19 protein-coding genes and 1 pseudogene are annotated in these 20,637 nt (G+C 73.0%); 12 read left to right on the forward strand and 8 right to left on the reverse strand.

The genetic code is table 11. The features are described from left to right. Positions 1–823, reverse strand: an 823-nt coding sequence (locus tag GPJ59_RS18140) for an ROK family protein (RefSeq protein ID WP_308120353.1), incomplete at its 3' end; no start/stop codon positions are given. Between the two features lie 26 nt (positions 824–849). After that, positions 850–1,881, reverse strand: coding sequence for a LacI family DNA-binding transcriptional regulator (locus GPJ59_RS18145; RefSeq protein WP_258024568.1), 1,032 nt, complete (start codon positions 1,879–1,881; stop codon positions 850–852). Between the two features lie 375 nt (positions 1,882–2,256). Here GPJ59_RS18145 and GPJ59_RS18150 point away from each other — a divergent pair, with 375 nt between their 5' ends. Together GPJ59_RS18150 and GPJ59_RS18155 are read left to right on the forward strand one after the other, a co-directional pair. Beyond that, positions 2,257–3,522 (forward strand): glycoside hydrolase 5 family protein, encoded by a 1,266-nt coding sequence (locus tag GPJ59_RS18150; protein WP_219668238.1) that lies wholly within the window; start codon positions 2,257–2,259, stop codon positions 3,520–3,522. A 103-nt stretch (positions 3,523–3,625) separates the two neighbouring features. Next, a pseudogene (locus GPJ59_RS18155) lies at positions 3,626–5,946 on the forward strand (endo-beta-N-acetylglucosaminidase). A gap of 110 nt (positions 5,947–6,056) precedes the next feature. On the opposite strand, the gene GPJ59_RS18160 reads toward GPJ59_RS18155, so the two are convergent. Both GPJ59_RS18160 and GPJ59_RS18165 read right to left on the reverse strand, forming a co-directional pair. Further along, complete coding sequence (locus GPJ59_RS18160; RefSeq protein ID WP_219668239.1) at positions 6,057–7,466, reverse strand: sensor histidine kinase; 1,410 nt, start codon at positions 7,464–7,466, stop codon at positions 6,057–6,059. A 13-nt stretch (positions 7,467–7,479) separates the two neighbouring features. After that, the gene (locus GPJ59_RS18165; RefSeq protein ID WP_219668240.1) at positions 7,480–8,199 is read right to left on the reverse strand and encodes a response regulator transcription factor; all 720 of its coding nucleotides are present in this window, start codon (positions 8,197–8,199) and stop codon (positions 7,480–7,482) included. A gap of 321 nt (positions 8,200–8,520) precedes the next feature. Here GPJ59_RS18165 and GPJ59_RS18170 point away from each other — a divergent pair, with 321 nt between their 5' ends. The 8 genes from GPJ59_RS18170 to GPJ59_RS18200 all read left to right on the forward strand — a co-directional run bounded on the left by GPJ59_RS18170 (position 8,521) and on the right by GPJ59_RS18200 (position 14,887). Beyond that, positions 8,521–9,306 carry an amino acid ABC transporter ATP-binding protein gene (locus GPJ59_RS18170; protein WP_308120354.1) on the forward strand — a complete coding sequence of 262 codons (786 nt, stop codon included), beginning with the start codon at positions 8,521–8,523 and terminating at the stop codon, positions 9,304–9,306. Between the two features lie 98 nt (positions 9,307–9,404). Then, positions 9,405–10,262, forward strand: coding sequence for a glutamate ABC transporter substrate-binding protein (locus GPJ59_RS18175; RefSeq protein ID WP_219668241.1), 858 nt, complete (start codon positions 9,405–9,407; stop codon positions 10,260–10,262). 84 nt (positions 10,263–10,346) lie between these two features. Next, a complete protein-coding gene (locus GPJ59_RS18180) occupies positions 10,347–11,021 on the forward strand; it encodes an amino acid ABC transporter permease (protein WP_219668242.1) in 675 nt (224 codons plus the stop codon). Then, positions 11,018–11,962, forward strand: a complete 945-nt coding sequence (locus tag GPJ59_RS18185; protein WP_219668243.1) for an amino acid ABC transporter permease — start codon at positions 11,018–11,020, stop codon at positions 11,960–11,962. Before GPJ59_RS18180 ends, GPJ59_RS18185 begins: the two co-directional genes overlap by 4 nt. Before the next feature lie 187 nt (positions 11,963–12,149). Next, positions 12,150–13,739 carry an FAD-dependent monooxygenase gene (locus GPJ59_RS18190; protein WP_219668244.1) on the forward strand — a complete coding sequence of 530 codons (1,590 nt, stop codon included), beginning with the start codon at positions 12,150–12,152 and terminating at the stop codon, positions 13,737–13,739. 71 nt (positions 13,740–13,810) lie between these two features. After that, a complete protein-coding gene (locus tag GPJ59_RS38905) occupies positions 13,811–13,858 on the forward strand; it encodes a hypothetical protein (protein WP_311314449.1) in 48 nt (15 codons plus the stop codon). Between the two features lie 64 nt (positions 13,859–13,922). After that, entirely contained in the window at positions 13,923–14,474 is a 552-nt protein-coding gene (locus GPJ59_RS18195) for a cysteine dioxygenase family protein (protein WP_219668245.1), read from the forward strand. Further along, positions 14,471–14,887 carry a rhodanese-like domain-containing protein gene (locus GPJ59_RS18200; RefSeq protein ID WP_308120355.1) on the forward strand — a complete coding sequence of 139 codons (417 nt, stop codon included), beginning with the start codon at positions 14,471–14,473 and terminating at the stop codon, positions 14,885–14,887. Before GPJ59_RS18195 ends, GPJ59_RS18200 begins: the two co-directional genes overlap by 4 nt. A 134-nt stretch (positions 14,888–15,021) precedes the next feature. Here the strand turns inward: GPJ59_RS18200 and recX are convergent, their stop codons facing one another. Further along, positions 15,022–15,585: a recombination regulator RecX gene (recX, locus tag GPJ59_RS18205; protein ID WP_219668246.1), complete on the reverse strand. Its 564-nt coding sequence runs from the start codon at positions 15,583–15,585 to the stop codon at positions 15,022–15,024. Positions 15,586–15,588: 3 nt separating this feature from the next. Beyond that, entirely contained in the window at positions 15,589–16,719 is a 1,131-nt protein-coding gene (recA, locus tag GPJ59_RS18210; RefSeq protein ID WP_219668247.1) for a recombinase RecA, read from the reverse strand. A gap of 435 nt (positions 16,720–17,154) precedes the next feature. Here recA and GPJ59_RS18215 point away from each other — a divergent pair, with 435 nt between their 5' ends. Beyond that, on the forward strand, positions 17,155–17,880 hold the full coding sequence (locus tag GPJ59_RS18215; RefSeq protein WP_219668248.1) for a twin-arginine translocation signal domain-containing protein: 726 nt from the start codon (positions 17,155–17,157) through the stop codon (positions 17,878–17,880). 217 nt (positions 17,881–18,097) lie between these two features. Here GPJ59_RS18215 and GPJ59_RS18220 read toward each other — a convergent pair whose 3' ends face one another. Continuing rightward, positions 18,098–18,463, reverse strand: coding sequence for a hypothetical protein (locus GPJ59_RS18220; protein ID WP_219668249.1), 366 nt, complete (start codon positions 18,461–18,463; stop codon positions 18,098–18,100). 134 nt (positions 18,464–18,597) lie between these two features. Here GPJ59_RS18220 and GPJ59_RS18225 point away from each other — a divergent pair, with 134 nt between their 5' ends. Further along, entirely contained in the window at positions 18,598–19,371 is a 774-nt protein-coding gene (locus GPJ59_RS18225; RefSeq protein ID WP_219668250.1) for a Clp protease N-terminal domain-containing protein, read from the forward strand. Here the strand turns inward: GPJ59_RS18225 and GPJ59_RS18230 are convergent. Then, positions 19,301–20,404 carry an AI-2E family transporter gene (locus GPJ59_RS18230; protein WP_219668251.1) on the reverse strand — a complete coding sequence of 368 codons (1,104 nt, stop codon included), beginning with the start codon at positions 20,402–20,404 and terminating at the stop codon, positions 19,301–19,303. The two genes, GPJ59_RS18225 and GPJ59_RS18230, sit on opposite strands and share 71 nt — an antisense overlap. Positions 20,405–20,637 lie beyond the last annotated feature (233 nt).

Here is a 20,637-nt window from a genome sequence, read left to right on the forward strand (position 1 = left end):
GGGGCCGGGGAGCAGCGGGCGGGGCGGAAGCCTGGGGTGGGGGAACGCGCGGCCTGACTGCCCCGTCCGGCAGGCAGGGCAGGGGGCGCGCGGCGGGAGGCCCGGATGCGGGCGCTTGGGGGGCAGTGTGCGGCTGCCCGGCCGCCGTGGGGTCCGGCCCGGTCCAGCCCTGGGCGCGGGCCCAGCGGGCGATGGCCGTGCCCGAGGCGATGGCCTCCACGCAGCCCCTGCCGCCGCACGCGCACGCGTCCCCGGCCATGTCGACACTGATGTGCCCGATGTGACCCGCGTTGCCGGTGGGGCCGGGGTGCAGGCGGCCGCCGAGGACCAGTCCGCCGCCGACGCCGGTGGAGACCACCAGGCACAGGGCGTCGTCGTGGCCGCGCGCCGCGCCCAGCCAGTGCTCGGCGGCGGTCATCGCGACCCCGTCGCCGACCAGCACGCTCGGTACGGCCGCGCCGTGCCGTGCCAGCTCGGCCTCGATCCGGGCCTGTACCGGGAAGTCCCGCCAGGCGCCGATGTTGACCGGGCTCACCGTGCCGCGCGAGGCGTCGACGGGCCCGGCGCTCCCGATGCCGCACCGGGCGACGGACGGCCACAGCGGGGAGGCCGCCAGTTCGGCGACCACCTCCGCGACCGCGGCCATCACCCCGTCCCCGTCGACGCCGCGCGGGGTCGGCCGGCGGGCCGTGACCGGCATCGTGCCGTCCGGGTGCACCAGGGCCCCGGCGATCTTCGTGCCGCCGATGTCGATGGCCGCCGTCAGGCCGTCGGACGCGTCGCCGGCCCGCGGTACGGGGAGGGCGGAGGTGGGAGTGATCACGGTGTGGCTCCTGGAAGGGGACGGTTTCAGTATGCGGGCGGGGGCGGAGCGGTGCTCTCGCGGGGTTCGAGGCGGGGCTGCTCCGCCAGCCGTACCCGCGGCTGCCCGCCGCCGAGCACGGCGAGCAGTTCCTCCGCGGCGAGCCGGCCGAAGGCGGCGGTGTCCCGGACCAGGGCCGTCAGCCGGGGATGGGTGACGCGGCACAGTGCCGAGTCGTCCCAGGCCACGAGCGAGAGCCGGCCGGGCACCGGGATGCCGAGCTCGGCGGCCACCCCGGCGCCGGCCACGGCCATGACGTCGTTGTCGTAGACGAGCGCGGTCGGCGGTGCGGGCTCGTTCAGCACCCGCCGGGTGGCCGCGGCGCCCTCGGTGTCGGAGTAGTCGGTCGGCACCGAGCGGACCTCCTGCGGCCGCAGCCCGCGCCGCTGCGCCTCCGCCCGCAGCGAGGCGATCCGGCGTGCGGTGTGGGCGAGCTCGGGCAGCCCGGCGACGTGGACGATCCGGCGGTGGCCGAGGCCGTGGAGGTGGTCCAGGATCTGCGCCATGGCGCGGGCGTCGTCCGCCCGGACCGAGGAGAGGGCGGGTGCGGGCCGGGCCTCGCCGACGGTCACGGCCGGCAGGCCGAGCCCGGCGAGCAGCCCGGGGCGCGGGTCCCGGGTCCTGGGGTCCACGACGAGGACGCCGTCCACCCGGCGCTCCGCCCACCAGCGCCGGTAGAGGGCGCATTCGGCGTCGAGGTCCTCGACGACCTGGAAGAGCAGGGCCGTGCGGGCGGCGCCGAGCACCTCCTGGACACCGGAGACGAGTTGCAGGAAGAAGGATTCGACGCCGAGCGTGTGCGCGGGGCGGGCCAGCACCAGTCCGACCACGCCGGCGCGTTCGCCGGACAGGGCCCTGGCCGCACTGTTCGGCTGCCAGCCGAGCTCCTCCGCGACCCGGCGGATCCGGGCGCGGGTCTCCTCGGACACTCCGGGCCGGCCGTTGAGCGCGAAGGAGACGGCGCTCTCGGACACCCCGGCACGGCGGGCGATGTCCTTGATGGTGGGTCTACGGGCCATGGCCTGGCTCATCCCTCCCGGGTGGACGGCAATGGCCGGACCGTACGCGATCCCCGCCCGCTGCCGAAGCCGAAGTCCGCGATGCAGCAGGTGTGATGACGGACATTCAGAGAATGACGGCAATCCAGGTCCGCCCTTCCCCGCCCTTCCCTGCCCCGAACTAAACCGCATTAGTTCCGGCCAGTCCCGGCGAGGCGGCTGCCCGGGCCCGGACTACGGACAGGTCCCTGACCAGCAGGTCCGACACGCCCGCGGCTCCGATCGCGCCACGCCGGTCCCCCGGGCGCGCAGGGCCTGTTGACGTCCCCCGGGCGCGCCCGGCACGTTATGGACCGGCGAATTCCCGTGCGGCATTCACACCCTCAGGACGTGTTCATGCGCGACGCCTTGCGCTTCGGCGCGAACTACACGCCGACCCGCGGATGGTTCCACCACTGGCTGGACTTCGACCTCGCCGAGGTGCGGGCCGACCTCGACTCGATCGCGGGGCTCGGGCTGGACCACGTACGGGTGTTCCCGCTGTGGCCGCTGTTCCAGCCGAACCGGGCGCTCGTCCGCCCGCGGGCTGTCGAGCAGTTGGTGGCGCTGGCGGACGCGGCCGGCGAGCGGGGGCTGGACGTGGCCGTGGACGGCCTGCAGAGGCATCTGTCGAGCTTCGACTTCCTCCCGGCGTGGACCCGGACCTGGCACCGGCGCAGCCTCTTCGCCGATCCGGCGGTCCTCGCCGGGCAGGAGGAGTACCTGCGCACGCTGGCCGGGGCGCTCGCGGACCGGCCGAACTTCCTGGGCATGACGGTCGGGAACGAGGTCAACCAGTTCTCGGACGGGCCCCATCCGGACCCCGACCGGGTCACGCCGGAGCAGGCGGCGGCGTGGCTGGAGCGGATGCTGGCGGCGTGCGAGGCGGGGGCGCCGGGGCGATTCCACGTGCACGCCGAGGACGACGCGGTCTGGTACCGGGACGGGCACCCGTTCACCGGCGCGCAGGCGGCCCGGCTGGGCGCGGCGACGGCGGTCGACGCGTGGGTGTTCAACGGCACGGCCCAGCGGTACGGGCCGACGGGCGCAGCGACCGAGCACCACGCCGCGTACCTGGTCGAGCTGGCGAAGGCGTACGCGGACGGGCCCGGCCGGCCGGTGTGGCTCCAGGAGGTGGGGGCGCCGGCGCCGCTGATCGCGCCGGACGGGGCGGCGCGGTTCACGGAGGCGACGCTGGTGAACGTGCTGGACTGCCCGGACGTATGGGGCGTGACGTGGTGGTGCTCGCACGACGTGTCGCGGGAGCTGGCGGACTTCCCCGAGCTGGAGTACGGGCTCGGGCTGCTGACGAACGAGCGCCGGGTGAAGCCGGCCGGTCAGGTGGTGGCGCGGATCGCGGCCGCCTGCCGGGACCGGGAGCGCGCTGCCGGGCGCCGGCCGCCGGAGGTACGGGCCACGGCGCTCGTCGCCGATGTCGGCGGCGCGCGGACCGCGCCGCGGCGCTCGGTGTGCGCGCCGGGCGGGGCCGTGTTCGAGGCATGGGCCCGGCTGACCGCCGAGGGGGTGCGTCCGGCGGTGGTCCTCTCGGACCGCGCGGCGGACCGTGGGCACCTGACGGCGCGCGGCATCACGGAACTGGTCCGCACGACCGACGTCCTCTGAACGACGGGCACCGACCCGAGTCCGCCCGTCCGCCACCACCACCGCCGCCGCCACCACCACCGCCGCCGCCGACAGAGAGTCAGCCGGACTCCGAGGAGAGTGCATGGCCGAGACCGATGCTCATGCGTGGCCGTCCCCCAGCCGGCGCGGGCTGCTGCTCGGAGCCGGGGGCGGGGTGGCCGGGCTCGTGTGCGGGGCGGCCGCCGGGCCCGCACGAGCCGCCGGAACCGCCGGGGCGGGCGAGGCACACGGTACGCCCGGTACGCCCGGGAACGGCGGCGAGGACGGGAACGCCCACGGGGGAAGCGCGCGGAGTGGCGGCCCGACCGGTGCCGGGTTCGCGCCCTGCGCCTCCTACTGGTACCCCGACTCCCTGCCCGCCGGCACCCCCGCCCCCGGCGTCGTATGGCGGTCCCTGAAGGACTGGGCGCCCGAGGCCGATCCGGACCTGGCCCACAACACCGCCTCCGTGCCGCTGGCCGAGCGCTTCGCGCCCGTCCCGGCCAACACCACCGCCCGCTCCGGCCGGGCGCGGATCGCCTCGCTCGTCTCCTTCGCCGGCACCGCCGGCAACCCGGCCCAGGGTTCCCCCACGGCCGACTACTACGCGCTCACGCACTGGGCGTACCTGGACGAGCTCGTCTTCTGGGGCGGCTCGGCCGGCGAGGGCCTGGTCCTCGCGCCCAACGCGCCCGTCACCGACGCCGCCCACCGCAACGGCGTACCGGTCCTGGGAACGGTCTTCCTCCCGCCCGTCGCCTACGGCGGCGACCTGCGCTGGACCCGGGACCTGGTCCAGCAGGACCCCTCCGGCCGGTTCCCGATCGCCGAGAAGCTCGCCCAGGTGGCCGCCGCGTACGGCTTCGACGGCTGGTTCGTGAACGCCGAGACCGACGGCGGCGACAGCGAGCTCGCCGGCCGGATGCGCTCCTTCCTGCGCGCCCTGCGCGCGGCCGGTGCGGCCCGCCGGCTGCGGATCACCTGGTACGACTCCCTCACCAGCGCCGGCCGGGTGGCGTGGCAGGGCGCCCTGAACGACCTCAACCAGGAGTTCTACGAGGACCGCTCGGGCCGGGTCAGCGATGGCTTCTTCGTCGACTTCCGCTGGACGCCCGACACGCTCGCGCAGTCCGCCCGGCGCGCCGACCGGATCGGGCGCGGGCGGTACGAACTGTGGGCCGGGGTGGACGTCGAGGCCAAGGGCTGGGACACCGAGGTGCGCTGGGACGCGATCGTCCCGCGCGACCGCGAGCACGTCGTCGGCTACGGCCTCTACCGGCCCGAGTGGACCCGCAATCACCTCACCGACCGCTCCCCCGGGGCCTTCCAGGCCGCCGACGACCTCTTCTGGACCGGCGCGTCCCTCGATCCGGCCAGGCCCGACCCCGACCCGGGCACCGCTGCCGATCCGGGCGCCGCTGCCGACCCGGGAGCCGGACCCGGGGCCGGCTGGCGGGCGCCGGCCACCGTGGTCGCCGACCGCTCGACCGTCACCGCCCTGCCCTTCGCCTGCGCGTTCAACACCGGCCACGGGCTGCGCTGGTACGAGGCCGGCCGGGTGCGCGCGGAGCGCCCGTGGAACCATCTCGGCCTCCAGGACCGGCTGCCCGGCCGCCGGTGGGTCGTGAACACCGCCGGCACCCGCCCCGCCGTGAGCCTCGACTTCGCCGACGCCTGGCGGGGCGGGGCGGGTCGAGCCTGCTCGTCCAGGGGGCGCTGACCGCGCCCGCGGCCGTCGGTCTGCACGCCACCCGGCTTCCGCTGTCCCGTTCCACGGTGGTGGAGCTGGTGCACCGTACGGAGGCGGGGCCCGTCGGGGTCGAGGTCGGCGTGGCCGTGCGGGAGCCGGCCGTACCGGGCGAACGCGTCCCCTACACCTGGCTGCCGGTGCGGGGTGGCAGCGGCCCCGGCAACGCGTCCGGCTGGCGGACCGCGCGGGTCCCGCTGGGCGCCCTGGCGGGCGGGACGGCGTACGGGCTGGCGGTACGGCTGACCGTCCCGGGCGGCGGCGCGGCCCGCTGGCGGCTGGGCGCCCTGGCGGTGCACGACGGGCGGGACCGGCCGCCGCGGGCACCGTCCGCGCTGACCGTGGACGCCTGGGCCTACGACAGGGACGGGGATGGGGTCGGCGACAGCGGCAGCGGCAGCGACATCAGCAACGGCAGTGACGGCGGCGGCTCGGTCTCCCTCCGGCTGTCGTGGCGGCGGGCGCCGGGCCCGGTGCGCCACTACGAGCTGTACCGGCTGCTGGCCGGGGGCGCGCGGTGCTTCCTCGGCGGGACCTGCGGTACGGCGCTGTACGTGCCGGGGCTGGTCCGGGCGGGGCGGGAGCGGGCGGCCGTACTGGAGGTCCGCGCCGTGGACGAGCTGTACGCGGCCGGCCCGGCCTCCCGCACCGTCCACCGGTGGCGGGCGCGCGGGTGAGCCCGCCCGCGCGAGCCCGCCCGGGTACGCCCGACCGCGTGCGCCCGGCTACGAGAATCCGACCGCGCGAACCCGACCGCCTAAGCCCGACCGCGCGAGCACCGCCCCGGCTACCCGTGCGGGGCCGTGCGCGGGACGCTCACCGTCACGCGCAGCCCGTGCGGTTCGTTCGTCGCGTACGACAGGGATCCGCCGCCCGCGGCCAGCAGTGCGCGGGAGATCGACAGGCCGAGCCCGGAGCCCTTGATGTTCTGGTGCCGGCCGCTGCGCCAGAACCGGTCGCCGATCCGGGCCAGCTCCTCCTCGGTCAGTCCCGGCCCGCGGTCGGCGACCACCACGACCGCGGAGCGGCCCTCGGCCGTCACGGACACCTCGACGGACTCGCCGGCCGGGGTGAACTTCAGCGCGTTGTCGATGACCGCGTCCAGCGCGCTGGACAGCGCGATCGGGTCGGCCCAGCCGGTCACGGCGGACCGCCCGGTCAGGGTGAGCCGCACGCCCTTGTCGTCCGCGAGCGGGCGCCACGCGGCGACCCGCTCGGCCGCCAGCCCGCCGACGTCGGTGATGCTGAGCTCGGCGGAGGCGTGTTCGGCGAGGGCAAGGTCGAGCAGGTCGTCCAGGACCTGGGCCAGCCGCTTGCCCTCGGCGCGTACGGAGGCGATCTCCTCGTTGCCCTCGGGTAGTTCGAGGGCGAGCAGCTCGATCCGCAGCAGCAGTGCGGCCAGCGGGTTGCGCAGTTGGTGGGAGGCGTCGGCGACGAAGGCCCGCTGCTGCTCCAGCACCTCTTCGACGTTGTCGGCCATCTCGTTGAAGGAGCGGGCCAGCCGGCGCAGTTCCGGCGGGCCGCCGGCCGCCGCGACCCGGGAGTTCATCCGCCCGGTGGCGATGCCGTGGGCGGCCGCGTCCAGGGTGCGTACCGGCTTGAGCACCCAACTGGTCAGGCGCAGGGCCGCGCCGAAGGCGAGCAGCATCGCGGCGGCCAGTCCGGCGCCGGTCAGCAGCCAGCCCCGCAGGATGCGCCCGCGCATCTGGTCGGTGGGCGACTCGGTGACGACGACGGCCACCACGTCGCCGTCCAGCACGACGGGCGAGGCCACCAGCAGCCTGCGGTGGGTCTGCCAGGGCCAGACCTGGGCGGGGTCGTGGCTGCGCCGGCCGGCCAGTGCCTCCTCGAAGGCGCGCCGGCCCTCGCCGTCCTCCGGCAGCCGCCACCAGCCCGGGGCCCGGGCCATCGCGTTGTCGTCGCGGTAGAAGATGCCGACCCGGATGCCGTACAGCTCCTGGTAGCGGGCGAGTTCCTGCTGGAGGGTCTCGCGGCGGTCGTCGGCGCCCGCCTCCCCCGAGCCCTCCGCGTCGATGACGAACTGGGCGAGGGCGGCGAAGCGGGCGCTGTCGTCGATGCGGTCGACGACCACGCCCTGCTGCTGCCCGGCGGCCAGGCTGACGGCCAGCGGGAAGCCGAGGGCGAGCAGCACGCCCGCCATGAGGACGACGAGCAGGGGGAGCAGCCGGGCGCGCACGGCCGGTCCGGCCTCAGGCGGCGGGCGGGGGCACCAGCCGGTAGCCCACACCGCGGACGGTCTCGATGAGCGCCGGCATGCCCAGCTTGGAGCGCAGCGAGGCCACGTGCACTTCGAGGGTCCGGCCGGTCCCCTCCCAACTGGTGCGCCACACCTCGCTGATGATCTGCTCGCGGCGGAAGACCACGCCCGGGCGCTGGGCCAGGAGCGCGAGCAGGTCGAACTCCTTGCGCGTCAGCGGTACGTCGGCCCCGTCGATGCTGACGCGGCGGGTGGGCAGCTCGATGCTGACCGCGCCGAGCCGGACCACGGCGGGTGCGCCGCCGGCGGCCGCGGGGGCGGCCTCGTCGGGGGAGCCGGTGCGGCGGGCGACGGCGTGGATGCGGGCGAGCAGCTCGCCGGTGTCGTAGGGCTTGACGACGTAGTCGTCGGCGCCGAGGTTCAGGCCGTGGATGCGCGAGCGTACGTCGGCCCGCGCGGTGACCATGATCACCGGGGTGGAGGTGCGCTTGCGGATCTTGCCGCAGACCTCGTAACCGTCCTGGTCGGGCAGGCCGAGGTCGAGCAGGATCACCCCGTAGGGCGCGGCGCCGGCCGTGGCGTCGGCGGGCAGCAGCGCCTGCAGCGCCTCCTCGCCGTTGCGGGCGTGGGTGACGCTGAAGCCGTGCCGGGCCAGGATCGCGGACAGGGCGGCGGCGACGTGGTCGTCGTCCTCGACGAGCAGCAGTCTCATGCGTCCCCCTTCCGGATCAATCCGGCCGATCAGGTCAATCAGGTCAATCAGGTCGATGTGGCCGACGTGTCGGATGCGTGAAGCGCGTGCGACACGTTCGTGGCCACCATGCATCCACGCCGAAGAAGAGTCCCACGTCAAGGGCCTGCGGGCGCGGCGAGCCTTCCGTTATGCACCCGGTACGCGTACGCATGCGTCGTACACGGACCGTGTGCGGGTGAAGCCGTATCGTTATGCTCAATTCTCGCTCAGATGTGATGACGGTGTGCGCAAGCGCTCACTACTGTCCTCCCAACCGAGGAGGACGGAGCAAGAAGCCCGATGAGCGGAGATTCAGTGACCAAGGGCACGGAGGACGCGGCCGCGGCTGCGGACAGCCTGGTCGTACTGAGCAACGTGAACAAGCACTTCGGCGCGCTGCACGTGCTTCAGGACATCGATCTGAGCATTGCCCGCGGTGAGGTCGTCGTCGTGATCGGTCCTTCGGGATCGGGCAAGTCGACGTTGTGCCGGACGATCAACCGGCTGGAGACCATCGACTCGGGGACCATCACCATCGACGGCAGCGAGCTGCCGTCGGAGGGCAAGGAGCTGGCGCGGCTGCGCGCCGACGTCGGCATGGTCTTCCAGTCGTTCAATCTCTTCGCGCACAAGACGGTGCTGGAGAACGTGGTGCTCGGCCAGGTCAAGGTCCGCAAGACGGACAAGGCCGCCGCCGAGAAGAAGGCCCGCACCCTCCTGGACCGGGTGGGCGTCGGCACGCAGGCCGACAAGTACCCGGCACAGCTGTCGGGCGGCCAGCAGCAGCGTGTGGCGATCGCCCGCGCGCTGGCCATGGACCCGAAGGTGATGCTCTTCGACGAGCCGACCTCGGCACTCGACCCGGAGATGATCAACGAGGTGCTGGAGGTCATGCAGCAGCTCGCCGGGGAGGGCATGACGATGGTCGTCGTCACCCACGAGATGGGCTTCGCCCGCTCGGCGGCCAACCGGGTCGTGTTCATGGCGGACGGCAAGATCGTCGAAGAGGCCACGCCCGAGCAGTTCTTCAGCAACCCGCGCAGTGACCGCGCCAAGGACTTCCTTTCGAAGATCCTGCACCACTGACGGTTCCGTCTGGTAGTGATCCGGTCGGCGGAGCATACGCGGGGCACCCGCGCACGCCGCTCGTCGTACAACAACGTCTCATCCGAGGGAAGTTCACCATGAAGGTTTTCAAGGCCGGTGCGGCCGCGGCCGCGGCTGTCGCCCTTGCCCTGACCGCGACCGCGTGCGGTGTCAGCAACGACAAGAGCGGCGGCAGCGGTGACAGCACCGCCACCGGCGGCGGCAAGGACAAGGTCGTCGTCGGCATCAAGTTCGACCAGCCCGGTCTCGGCCTGAAGACGCCGGACGGCAAGTACACCGGCTTCGACATCGACGTGGCGACCTACGTGGCCAAGGAGCTCGGCTACCAGCCCGACCAGATCGAGTTCAAGCAGGCCATCAGCTCCGAGCGCGAGAACCTGATCTCCAACGGTGACGTGAAGTTCGTCGTCGCGACGTACTCGATCAACGACAAGCGCAAGGAGCGGGTCGACTTCGCGGGCCCGTACTTCCTCGCCCACCAGGACCTGCTGGTCCGCGCGAACGACGACTCGATCACCAAGGCCGAGGACCTCAACTCCAAGAAGCTCTGCTCGGTCACCGGCTCCACCTCGGCGCAGAACGTCAAGACCAAGCTGGCCCCGAAGGCCGACCTGCTGGAGCAGGGCGGCTACTCCGAGTGCCTGACGGCCCTGGAGAACGGCGCCGTCGACGCCCTGACCACGGACAACTCGATCCTGGCGGGCTACGCCTCGCAGGAGAAGAACCAGGGCAAGTTCAAGCTGGTCGGCCTGAGCCTGAGCAACGAGAACTACGGCATCGGTCTGAAGAAGGGCGACAAGGAGCTCCAGACCAAGATCAACGCCGCGCTCAAGAAGATGGTCGAGGACGGCTCCTGGGACGCGGCCGTGAAGAAGAACTTCGGTCCGGCCAACTACAAGAACGAGCCGGCCCCGCAGATCACCGAAGGCAGCTGATTTCCGCGGTGGGGCGCGCCGCCGCCCGCCCGTGACGGGCGGCGGCGCGCCCCACCGGACTTCCTGGGGAGAGCGCAGGGCAACGTGTTCGACTTTCTTGAATCCGGGCAGTACGACGTGCTCGGAGCCTTCTGGGTGAACGTTCAGCTCACCTTCTACTCCGCCATCGGGTCCCTGGTCTGGGGAACCGTCCTGGCCGGGATGCGGGTCAGCCCGGTCCCGCTGATGCGGGCCTTCGGCACCGCGTACGTCAACGTGGTGCGCAACACCCCGCTGACGCTGCTGATCATCGGCTGCTCCGCGGGTCTGTACCAGACCCTCGGCATCTCGCTCGGCGGCGACAACTTCAAGGACATCGGCTTCCGGCTGGCCGTCCTGGGCCTGATCGCCTACACCGGCACCTTCGTCTGCGAGGCGCTGCGCTCGGGCATCAACACCGTGCCGGTGGGACAGGCCGAGGCCGCCCGCGCGCTGGGCCTGAGCTTCTTCCAGGTGCTCACCCTGATCGTGCTCCCCCAGGCCTTCCGTACGGTCATCGCGCCGCTCACGAACGTGCTGATCGCCCTCACCAAGAACACCACGGTGGCGGCGACCATCGGCGTGGCCGAAGCGGCCCTGCTGATGAAGGAAATGATCGAGAACGAGGCGCAGGCGCTCTTCGCGGTCTTCGCGGTCTTCGCCCTCGGCTTCGTCGTCCTGACCCTGCCCACCGGCCTGGTGCTGGGCTGGGTCGCCAAGCGAGTGGCGGTGAAGCGATGAGCTCCGTGCTGTACGACACCCCGGGACCCCGGGCGAAGGCCCGCAACTGGATCTACACCGGCGCCTTCGTGGTGCTGAGTGCCGCCGCCCTGTGGTGGGTCCTGGCCAAGATGGCCGAGAAGAACCAGCTCGACGCGGCCAAGTGGACCCCGTTCGTCGAGGACAGCCAGATCTGGTCGACGTTCCTGATCCCGGGCCTCATGGTCACCCTGCAGGCCGGCGTGGTCGCCATGGTGATCGCGCTGCCGCTGGGCGCCCTGCTGGGCATCGCCCGGCTCTCCGACCACGCCTGGGTGCGCAAGCCGGTCGGCGCGGTGGTCGAGTTCTTCCGGGCCATCCCGGTCCTGATGCTGATGATCTTCGCTTCGGCGTTCTTCGTTCAGTTCACCCCGGTCACCTCCGACATGCGGCCGTTCTACGCCACGGTCACCGGCCTGGTCCTCTACAACGCCTCGGTCATCGCCGAGATCGTCCGCGCCGGCATCCTGTCCCTGCCGCGGGGCCAGACCGATGCGGCCAAGGCGATCGGCATGCGCAAGAGCCAGGTCATGACGTACGTCCTGCTCCCGCAGGCCGTCACGGCGATGCTGCCGGCGCTGGTCAGCCAGCTCGTGGTGATCCTCAAGGACACCGCCCTCGGCGGTGCGGTGTTGGGCCTGCCGGACCTGATGTCGATGTACCGGCAGATCTCCGCCAACTACGCCAACACCATCGCGACCCTGGTCGTCATCGCCGCCCTCTACATCGCCTTCAACTTCCTCCTGACCTCCTTCGCCTCCTGGCTGGAGCGGAAGCTGCGGCGGTCGAAGAAGGGCACCGGCACCGTCCTCGGTGTCGAGGAGGTGGACGACCTCGCGGCCGGCCCGCACCCCGACGGCCCGGTGACCCCGGGTGCCGCGGGTACCGTCCCGGAGCCCGAGGGCCCGGGCGAGAAGGCCTGATCCGGCCTTAAGTTCCCTGACGGAGCCCGTGTGCTGCGGCGGAGCGATCCCGCCCCGACACACGGGCTCCGGCGTGTCCCGGGCCGCCTCCGGCGGGGGCCCCGGCGGGTCACCGTTACTTGACGCAGGCACCTCCAATCGGTTGCATACGTTCTGTGATCACATACCGGACATCGGGAGCCGCGCCATGGACCCGGTGATCGTCGTCGGCGCGGGGCCCGTCGGACTCTCGCTGTCCCTGGCCCTGGCCGGGCAGGGCGTGCCCTGCGTCGTCCTGGACGAAGGGCCCGGCAAGGAGGAGCCCCGCCCCGCCCGGACCGTCGTGCTGCACGCCGACACCGCGGCGATGGCGCACCGCCTGGGCGCTACGACGCTGCGCGACGAGGGCGCGTACTACGCCGCGTGGCGCACGGTCCGGCGGCGCCAGGAGGGCTCCCGGATCACCTTCGACGACCGTCCGGCACCGCTGCACGTGCCTCAGCACGCCCTCACCCGCCGGCTGCGCGAGGCCGCGGCGGCGCACCCGCTGGTCCAGCTGGTCACCGACAGCAGGCTGGACTCGCTGGAGCAGGAGGAGCGCGGGGTCACCGCACACACCCGGGGCGCCGGGACCACCTGGTGGCGCGGCAGCTACCTGGTCGGCTGCGACGGCGCCCGGTCCACCGTGCGCAAGCTGCTCGGCATCCGCTTCCCCGGCCGCACCGCCGTGGAACGGCACGCCGTGGCGGCGCTGCGCACCGATCTGCCGTGGCCCGGCGAGGCCCTGCTGCACCGCAGCGGACCGGCCCGGGAGGTCACCGCGCGGCCGCTGGCGGACGGGGTGTGGCGGCTGGACTGGCTGCTGGAGCCGCGCGGTGAGCTGGTCACCCCGGACGCGCTGATCACCCTGGTCCGGGACACGCTCGCCGGGTGGTGCGGGGGCGGGACCCCGCCGTACGACCTGATCGACACCGGCGTGCACACCCTGCACCACCGGCTCGCCCGGCGCTGGCGCGAGCGCCGGGTCTTCCTCGCCGGGGACGCCGCGCACCTGTTGGGGGCGCTGGGCACCCAGGGGGTCGAGGAGGGCCTGCGCGACGCCGAGAACCTGGCCTGGAAGCTGGCCCTGGCCTGGCACCACGGGGCCTCCGAGGCGCTGCTGGACAGTTACGAGGACGAGCGGCGCACCGCCGTCGCCGCCCGGCTGCGCGCCGCGGACCAGGCGGTGCCGGCGCTGCGCGGCGGGGGCGGGCTGCGGACGCTGCTGGGGTCCGCGCGCACCGCGGAACAGCTGCTAGCCGACGGCCACTTGGGGCGCGGGCCGCTGGGTGCGCCCCCGGCGTACGCCCCTCCGGTCGCGGTCCGCGAGGTGCCGACGGCCACGGAGCCGGGCGGTCCGGTGGAGAACGTGCCGGTGACCGCGCCGGACGGCGCGACGGTACCGCTGCGCGACCTGCTGGGCCGGGGCCGGCTGCTGGTGGTGCTGGTGGCTCCGGGCACCGGTGTCTGGGACCGGCGGCACTGGGTCAAGGCCGGGCTGATGCCGCGGCTGGCGGCCGCGGTGAGCGCCCTGCCGATGCGCGCCGAACTGCTGGTCGCCGACGGCTATCCGGGGGCCGCGGCGCACACCGTCCTGCTGGTGCGGCCCGACGGGCACCTCGCCGCGACCTTCGCCGGGGTCCGGCCGGCGGAGCTGTACGCGGCGGCGGACACGGTACGGGCGGGCGCCCCCGGCCGCGAACCGGCCCCCGCCTCCGTGGGTGAGGCCTCCGCCACACCCCCCGCGGTGATCGATTGACCGGCGGTGCCGGCCATGGTTCACTCGCGGACATGACCGGCACCGACGTACTCCTGTGGCGGAGGGTTCACATGGACCTCCTGCGCTACGCGGGCTGCGTCTGTCGCCCCTCCTGCTGATTCGCCTTCTTCCCGCACGCCGTCGGCGTGCTCCCACGCGAACCCACAGGACGGTCGACCCACCATGCCCCAGTCTGCGTCCGCATCCCCGCACGCCCCTGCCCCGGAACGCCCGCACACCGGCGGGCCCACCGCCGCCGAACTCCTCGCCTTCGCCCTGCGCACCGCCGCCGATCCCGGAATCGTCGACTCCCTGCCGCTCGACCCCGAGGGCCGCACCTGGATCAGGCTCGACGGCCCGGGCGGCAGCGAAGCCTGGCTGATCGGCTGGCCGCCGGGCACCGGCACCGGCTGGCACGACCACGCCGAGTCGCGCGGTGCGTTCGCCACCGCCCGTGGCCGGCTCACGGAACACGCGCTCGCGGTACGGCTGCCGTCGCAGGGCTGGCGGAGCCTGGAGCTCGCCCCCGGGCACGACCGGACCCGCACGCTGGCCGAGGGCGCCGGACGGGCCTTCGGCGAGCACCACGTCCACGAGGTGCTGAACGCCTCCACCGAGGAGCACGCGGTCTCGGTCCACGCCTATTACCCGCCGCTGCCGCTGATCCGCCGCTACAGCCGCAGCGGCCCCGTGCTCACCCTGGAGCACGTCGAGCGCCCGGTGGACTGGCAGTGAGCGCGCCGGAGCCGGTCGGCATCGACGAGCTGCTGGAGCGGGTGCGCTCCGGCTACGGGCGGATCGAGGCGCGGGAGGCGTACGACGCCTGGCACGCGGGCGACGCCCTGCTGGTGGACATCCGCTACCAGGCCCTGCGCGAGCGGGACGGGGTGATCCCGGGCGCGCTGGTGGTCGAGCGCAACGAACTGGAGTGGCGGCTGGACCCGCGGGGCAGCCACCGCACCGCCGCGGCCACCGGCCACGATCTGCGGTGGGTGGTCGTGTGCAACGAGGGCTACGCCTCCAGCCTCGCCGTGGCCGCCCTGCACCAGCTGGGCCTGCACCGGGCGACCGACCTGGTCGGCGGCTTCCAGGCCTGGAAGGCGGCCGGCCTTCCGGTCCGGCCGACGGAGCGCCCGGCCGGGGCGTAGCACCCGGGGGCCTCCCGGCCTGGTGGCGACCGGAGAGGCGGGGCGCCGGACGGCCGAAGCGCCGGAGAGGCGTCCCGGCCGGTTCGCGGCCGGACGGCCCGGGTGCGCCCCGCCCGCGGAAGGAGCGGGCGGGGTCAGTCGGATGCGAAGCCCAGGTCGTCCGTGTCCTCGCCCTCGGCCTCCAGGGCTTGGCGGACCACGCGCAGGGCCATCCCCTCGGGGTAGCCCTTGCGGGCCAGCATCCCGGCCAGGCGGCGGATCCGCTTGTCACGCTCCAACCCCCGTGTGGAGCGCAGCTTGCGGGCCACCAGCTCGCGGGCGGTCTCCTCCTCCTGCTCGGAGTCGAGGCGGCCGAGCGCCTCGTCGACCAGCGCGGAGTCCACTCCCTTGGTGCGCAGCTCGCGGGCGAGCGCCCGGCGGGCCAGGCCACGGCCGTGGTGGCGTGACTCGACCCAGGCGCCGGCGAACGCGGCGTCGTCGATCAGGCCCACCTCCTCGAAGCGGGAGAGGACCTCGTCCGACACCTCCTCGGGGATGCCCCGCTTGTGCAGGGCGTCCGCCAGCTGACGCCGGGTACGCGGGGTCCCGGTGAGCAGGCGCAGGCAGATCGCCCGCGCCTGCTCCTCGGGACTCCGGGGCGCCGGCTCCGGCTCGGCCCTCGACGAGCCGGAGCCGCCGCCCCCGTCGTACTCCCGCACCGGCTAGCTCTTGGCCGTGGCGGACTTGGCCGTCCTGGCCTTCGACGCGGGAGCGGGCACGGCCTTGGCCGCGTCCTCGGTACCGGCCGCGTCCGCGCCGGCCTCGGCGCCCGCCGCGTCCTTGGCCTGGGCGTCCTTGCGGACCCCGACGCCCAGCTTCTCCTTGATCTTCCGCTCGATCTCGTTGGCGAGGTCGGGGTTGTCCTTGAGGAAGTTGCGGGCGTTCTCCTTGCCCTGGCCGAGCTGGTCGCCCTCGTACGTGTACCAGGCGCCGGCCTTGCGCACGAAGCCGTGCTCCACGCCCATGTCGATCAGGCCGCCCTCGCGGCTGATGCCCTGGCCGTAGAGGATGTCGAACTCGGCCTGCTTGAACGGCGGCGCGACCTTGTTCTTGACGACCTTGCAGCGGGTGCGGTTGCCGACCGCCTCGGTGCCGTCCTTGAGGGTCTCGATCCGGCGGATGTCGATGCGGACCGAGGCATAGAACTTCAGCGCCCGGCCACCGGTCGTGGTCTCCGGCGAGCCGAACATCACACCGATCTTCTCGCGCAGCTGATTGATGAAGATCGCGGTGGTCTTGGACTGGTTCAGCGCGCTGGTGATCTTCCGGAGCGCCTGGCTCATCAGGCGGGCCTGGAGACCCACGTGCGAGTCGCCCATCTCACCCTCGATCTCGGCGCGGGGCACGAGGGCCGCGACGGAGTCGATGACGATGAGGTCGAGGGCACCGGAGCGGACGAGCATGTCCACGATCTCCAGCGCCTGCTCACCGGTGTCGGGCTGGGACAGGATGAGGTTGTCCGTGTCGACGCCGAGGGCCCGGGCGTACTCGGGGTCGAGCGCGTGCTCGGCGTCCACGAAGGCGACGGTGCCGCCGGCGCGCTGGGCGTTGGCCACGGCGTGCAGGGTCAGGGTCGTCTTACCGGAGGACTCCGGTCCGTAGATCTCGACGACGCGGCCGCGCGGCAGTCCGCCGACGCCGAGGGCGATGTCCAGAGCGGTCGACCCGGTGGGGATGACCTCGATGGGTTCGTTCGGCCGGTCGCCGAGGCGCATCACGGCGCCCTTGCCGAATTGTCGTTCAATCTGCGCGAGCGCGGCGTCGAGCGCCTTCTCGCGGTCGGTGCCTGCCATGGGTTCCACCCGGTTTGCTTGAGTCGATCGCTTCACGCCAAAGACGCTAACGCCTGCCACTGACAATGCGCCTCCACGCCCGTTTCGGCTGTGGACAAGCAATGAGAATAGATGTTCGATTTCCCTGTCAAGCGCGCCGCGCGGGACCCCGCGGCGGGACCCCCGCGACCCGCGTCCTGTGCCAGTGGATCTTGAGCGCGTGTCACCGAACTTCGATGGATGCGAGTTCGTGTCAGCGAAGTGTGAGTGCCTGGCCAGAGGGTGCGCGAGGACCGCCGGCGGTGGGTCGGCTGCCCGAACCGGCCGTGACCGGCGCCCAGACCAGGCGTTCTCCTTGCGATGACTTGGGAGCTTGCCTCTCTCGTGGGTCGCTCGGCGTGTGAGCGTCGGCGTGGCCCTTCTCGGGGCGGTCGGCTTGCCCATGCGCAGTGGAGAATGGAGATCAGCGAGATGACTGAACGTGGGATTGTCAGTGCTGAGGGCGACCGTCGCTCGTTCTTGAGGGGGGTCGCGTCGGCAGTCGCGGCGGTCGGTACCGGCGTGCTGCTCTCAGGCAGCGCCTATGCGGCTGTGCCGCGCTCGCGGGCGGGCAAGGCCATGGCGGATCCTCTGCCGCCGGCGGGAACAGAGATCGCTTGCAGCATGTACGCCGCGAACGTGCCGCTGAGGCTGAGCGACCTGGGAGCCCTCACGCTGGACTTCAAGGGCGGCATCAGCCTCGTCGTGCGGAGGAGCACGGCGGACGGACAGGTCCTGGAGGTCCAGGGGTTCAGGGTGGAGGCAGACCTGAGCCCGACCACCCCCAACAGCGGCACCGTCATCGCGCTGTCGATGTCGAACGTGACGTTGACGCCGCTCAGCGTCCTGACGTCGGCCAGGCTGCTGCTCGTCAAGCTGTCCCTCACCGTCTCGACCACCGACAAGGCCACTGGGGTGGAGACCGTCGTTGCGTCCACGGATCCGTCGAAGTACGCCACCCTGGTGTCCGCGGACACGTTCCGCAACCAGGCACCCGTCACGGCGTTTCCCCTGGTCAACCAGAACCTCGCACTGAGCGAGCCGGTCCAGCTCTTCAAGCCTGGCACCACCGCCGCCGAGGGCGATCCGATCGGTGTACTCGAGGGTTTCGACGCGATCGCCAACCAGACGGAGGCGAGGTAGCGGTCCGCCAGGCCGCGGAACACGGCCGTTCGTACGGCGAGGTGCTCACGCCGTCGCAACCCGCGGCCCCACCGCTCAAACTTCGACGGCACGCCTCAAGGTTCGATGACACGGGACAACCCGGCACACGGGAAGGCCGTGGCCCCGCTCCGCCAGGAGCAGGGCCACGGCCTTCCGTAAGGGAGGGAGCGGGCGTCAGCAGCCGCTGCCGTCCCGGTCAGCCCCAACCGTTGTGGTCGTCGTGCCCGTCACCGCCGTGGCCCCAGCCGTCACCGCCGTGGCCCCAGTCACCATGACCGTGGCCCCAGCCGTTGCCGCCGCGGCCCCAGCCGTCGTGGTCGTCGTGGTCCCAGCCGTCACCGCCGCGCCAGTTGGCGTGGTCCCAGTGATGCCCGTTGCCACCGCGACCCCAGTCGTCATCGTCGTCCCAGCACCCGTGCCGGTCGTCGCGCCAACTGGCGGAGCACCCGTGGCCGTCCCAGCCGTCGCCCGCGACCGTCGCGGACGCGCTGCCCACGGGCGTCAGGCCGAGGACGAGTCCAGCGGCACCCGCGACGACTGCTGCGGCGATTCTGCGGCGCATATCAATGCACCTCCGAAATGAGTCACTTGGGGAACTTCCCGGTCATTTCCACCCTGACCCCTCCCCCGTGATCCGACAACTGGAATGACAACCCAAGGTTGACACCCCTCCACTGTCAACCTAGGGTTGCACCTATGACGAACTCTTCCGCGGAACCGGCCCGCATGACCAACCCGGTGCGTCTCGACGACCTCATCGAGGCGATCAAGAAGTCCCACGCCGACGCGCTGGAGCAGCTCAGCGGCGCCGTCGTCGTGGCCGAGCACCTCGGCGACGTGGCCGACCACCTCATCGGGCACTTCGTCGACCAGGCCCGCCGCTCCGGCGCCTCCTGGACCGACATCGGCCGGAGCATGGGAGTCACCCGCCAGGCCGCCCAGAAGCGCTTCGTCGCCAAGGGCGACGGGGACCTCGACCTGAGCCAGGGCTTCTCCCGCTTCACGCCCCGCGCCCGCAACGTCGTGGTGACCGCCCAGGCCGAGGCCCGCCGCGCCGGCCACACCGAGATCCGCCCCGAGCACCTGGTCCTCGGCCTGCTCGCCGAGCCCGAAGGCCTGTGGGCCGCCGCCCTGCGCAAGGCGGGCGTCGAGCTGGACGCCGTACGCCCCGCCGCCACGGCCCTGCTGCCCGAGCCCTCCGGGGATCCGGTCCCCGACCTGGTCCCGTTCGACGCCGCCGCCAAGAAGGCGCTCGAACTCACCTTCCGCGCGGCCCTGCGCCTGGGCCACAACTTCGTCGGCACCGAGCACATCCTGCTCGGCATCCTCGAACTGGAGGACGGCGACGGGGTGCTCAGCCGCGACCTCGGCGTCGACAAGGGCCTCGTCGAGGGCGAGATCACCGCCCTCCTGGACGCCGTACTCGCCAGGCACGGCGCCACGCAGGGCGGCGAGCAGCCGCAGCCGTAGTGTCCTCCGCCACCTCGTAGCGCTTGACGTACGCGCCGAGGAAGGCCTGCAGCGTCGCGACGGCCGGGATCGCGATCAGCGCCCCGACCGCACCCAGCAGGGCGGTGCCCGCGATGACCGACCCGAACGCCACCGCCGGATGGATGTCCACGGTCCGCGCGGTCAGCTTCGGCTGGAGCACGTAGTTCTCGAACTGCTGGTAGACGACCACGAACCCGAGTACGTACAGCGCGTACCAGGGATTGGAGGTGAAGGCGATCAGCATCGGCAGCGCGCCCGCCAGGTACGTGCCGATGGTGGGGATGAACTGCGAGACGAGCCCCACCCACACGGCGAGGGCGGGCGCGTACGCCACGTCCAGCACCGCGAACAGGATGTAGTGCGCGACGCCGGAGATCAGCGCCATCAGACCGCGCGAGTAGATGTACCCGCCGGTCTTGGCGACGGCGATCTCCCAGGCCCGCAGCACCTCGGCCTGCTTCGCCGGCGGCAGTACGGAGCACAGCGCGCGGCGCAGCCGCGGCCCGTCCGCCGCGAAGTAGAAGGCGAACAGCGCGATGGTCAGCAGCTTGAACAGTCCGCCGAGGACGGTGGCGGAGACGTCGAGCACCCCCGAGGCACTGTTCTGCACGTACTTCTGGAGCCAGTCCGAGTGCAGCAGGCTGTCCTGGATGGCCAGCCGCGACAGCTCGGTGTGGAAGGTCGAGTTGATCGAGCCGATCACGTCGTCCAGGTAGCGCGGGAAGTCCTCGATCATGTCGATGATCTGCCCGGCGAGCATGGAGCCGAGCAGGACGACGAATCCCACGGCGCCGATGAGCACCGCGAGGAACACCAGGAAGGTGGCGAACCCGCGGCGCATGCCGCGGGCCGCCATCCGGGCCACCGCCGGCTCGATCGCCAGCGCCAGGAAGAAGGCGATGAGGATGTTGACGAGCAGGCCGATGAGCTGGTGGAAGGCCCAGCTGCCGAGCTGGAAGCAGGCGTAGAGGGCCAGCGCCATCAGCACCGCCCGGGGCAGCCAGCGCGGCATCCGCTCGCCCGCCGGCGCGGCGGGGGCGCCGCCCGGCCCGGCGGCCGCGCGGGCCTGCGCCGGTCGGCGGCGGGCCGAACGCGCCCTGGAGGGGCCCGACCGTCAGGGCCGGCAGCCAGACGGTGGGGTACATCGCCAGGAAGGCGAGGACCAGCCGTATCTCCAGCCACAGCACGGTGCGCCACCGGTCGCCCCATCTGGCGGAAACTGTCGTCGAGACGATCGGCTCGTCC

It is taken from the genome of Streptomyces bambusae (assembly GCF_019400985.1).
Taxonomy (GTDB): domain Bacteria; phylum Actinomycetota; class Actinomycetes; order Streptomycetales; family Streptomycetaceae; genus Streptomyces; species Streptomyces bambusae_A.

What these genes read in the sequence shown, in the direction of transcription:
- GPJ59_RS18145 (WP_258024568.1), bottom strand. Translation starts at nt 1,881, where the DNA reads ATGGCCCGTAGACCCACCATCAAGGACATCGCCCGCCGTGCCGGGGTG.
- GPJ59_RS18150 (WP_219668238.1), top strand. Translation starts at nt 2,257, where the DNA reads ATGCGCGACGCCTTGCGCTTCGGCGCGAACTACACGCCGACCCGCGGA.
- GPJ59_RS18165 (WP_219668240.1), bottom strand. Translation starts at nt 8,199, where the DNA reads ATGAGACTGCTGCTCGTCGAGGACGACGACCACGTCGCCGCCGCCCTG.
- GPJ59_RS18170 (WP_308120354.1), top strand. Translation starts at nt 8,521, where the DNA reads ATGAGCGGAGATTCAGTGACCAAGGGCACGGAGGACGCGGCCGCGGCT.
- GPJ59_RS18175 (WP_219668241.1), top strand. Translation starts at nt 9,405, where the DNA reads ATGAAGGTTTTCAAGGCCGGTGCGGCCGCGGCCGCGGCTGTCGCCCTT.
- GPJ59_RS18185 (WP_219668243.1), top strand. Translation starts at nt 11,018, where the DNA reads ATGAGCTCCGTGCTGTACGACACCCCGGGACCCCGGGCGAAGGCCCGC.
- GPJ59_RS18190 (WP_219668244.1), top strand. Translation starts at nt 12,150, where the DNA reads ATGGACCCGGTGATCGTCGTCGGCGCGGGGCCCGTCGGACTCTCGCTG.
- GPJ59_RS18195 (WP_219668245.1), top strand. Translation starts at nt 13,923, where the DNA reads ATGCCCCAGTCTGCGTCCGCATCCCCGCACGCCCCTGCCCCGGAACGC.
- recA (WP_219668247.1), bottom strand. Translation starts at nt 16,719, where the DNA reads ATGGCAGGCACCGACCGCGAGAAGGCGCTCGACGCCGCGCTCGCGCAG.
- GPJ59_RS18215 (WP_219668248.1), top strand. Translation starts at nt 17,155, where the DNA reads ATGGAGATCAGCGAGATGACTGAACGTGGGATTGTCAGTGCTGAGGGC.
- GPJ59_RS18220 (WP_219668249.1), bottom strand. Translation starts at nt 18,463, where the DNA reads ATGCGCCGCAGAATCGCCGCAGCAGTCGTCGCGGGTGCCGCTGGACTC.
- GPJ59_RS18225 (WP_219668250.1), top strand. Translation starts at nt 18,598, where the DNA reads ATGACGAACTCTTCCGCGGAACCGGCCCGCATGACCAACCCGGTGCGT.
- GPJ59_RS18230 (WP_219668251.1), bottom strand. Translation starts at nt 20,404, where the DNA reads ATGCCGCGCTGGCTGCCCCGGGCGGTGCTGATGGCGCTGGCCCTCTAC.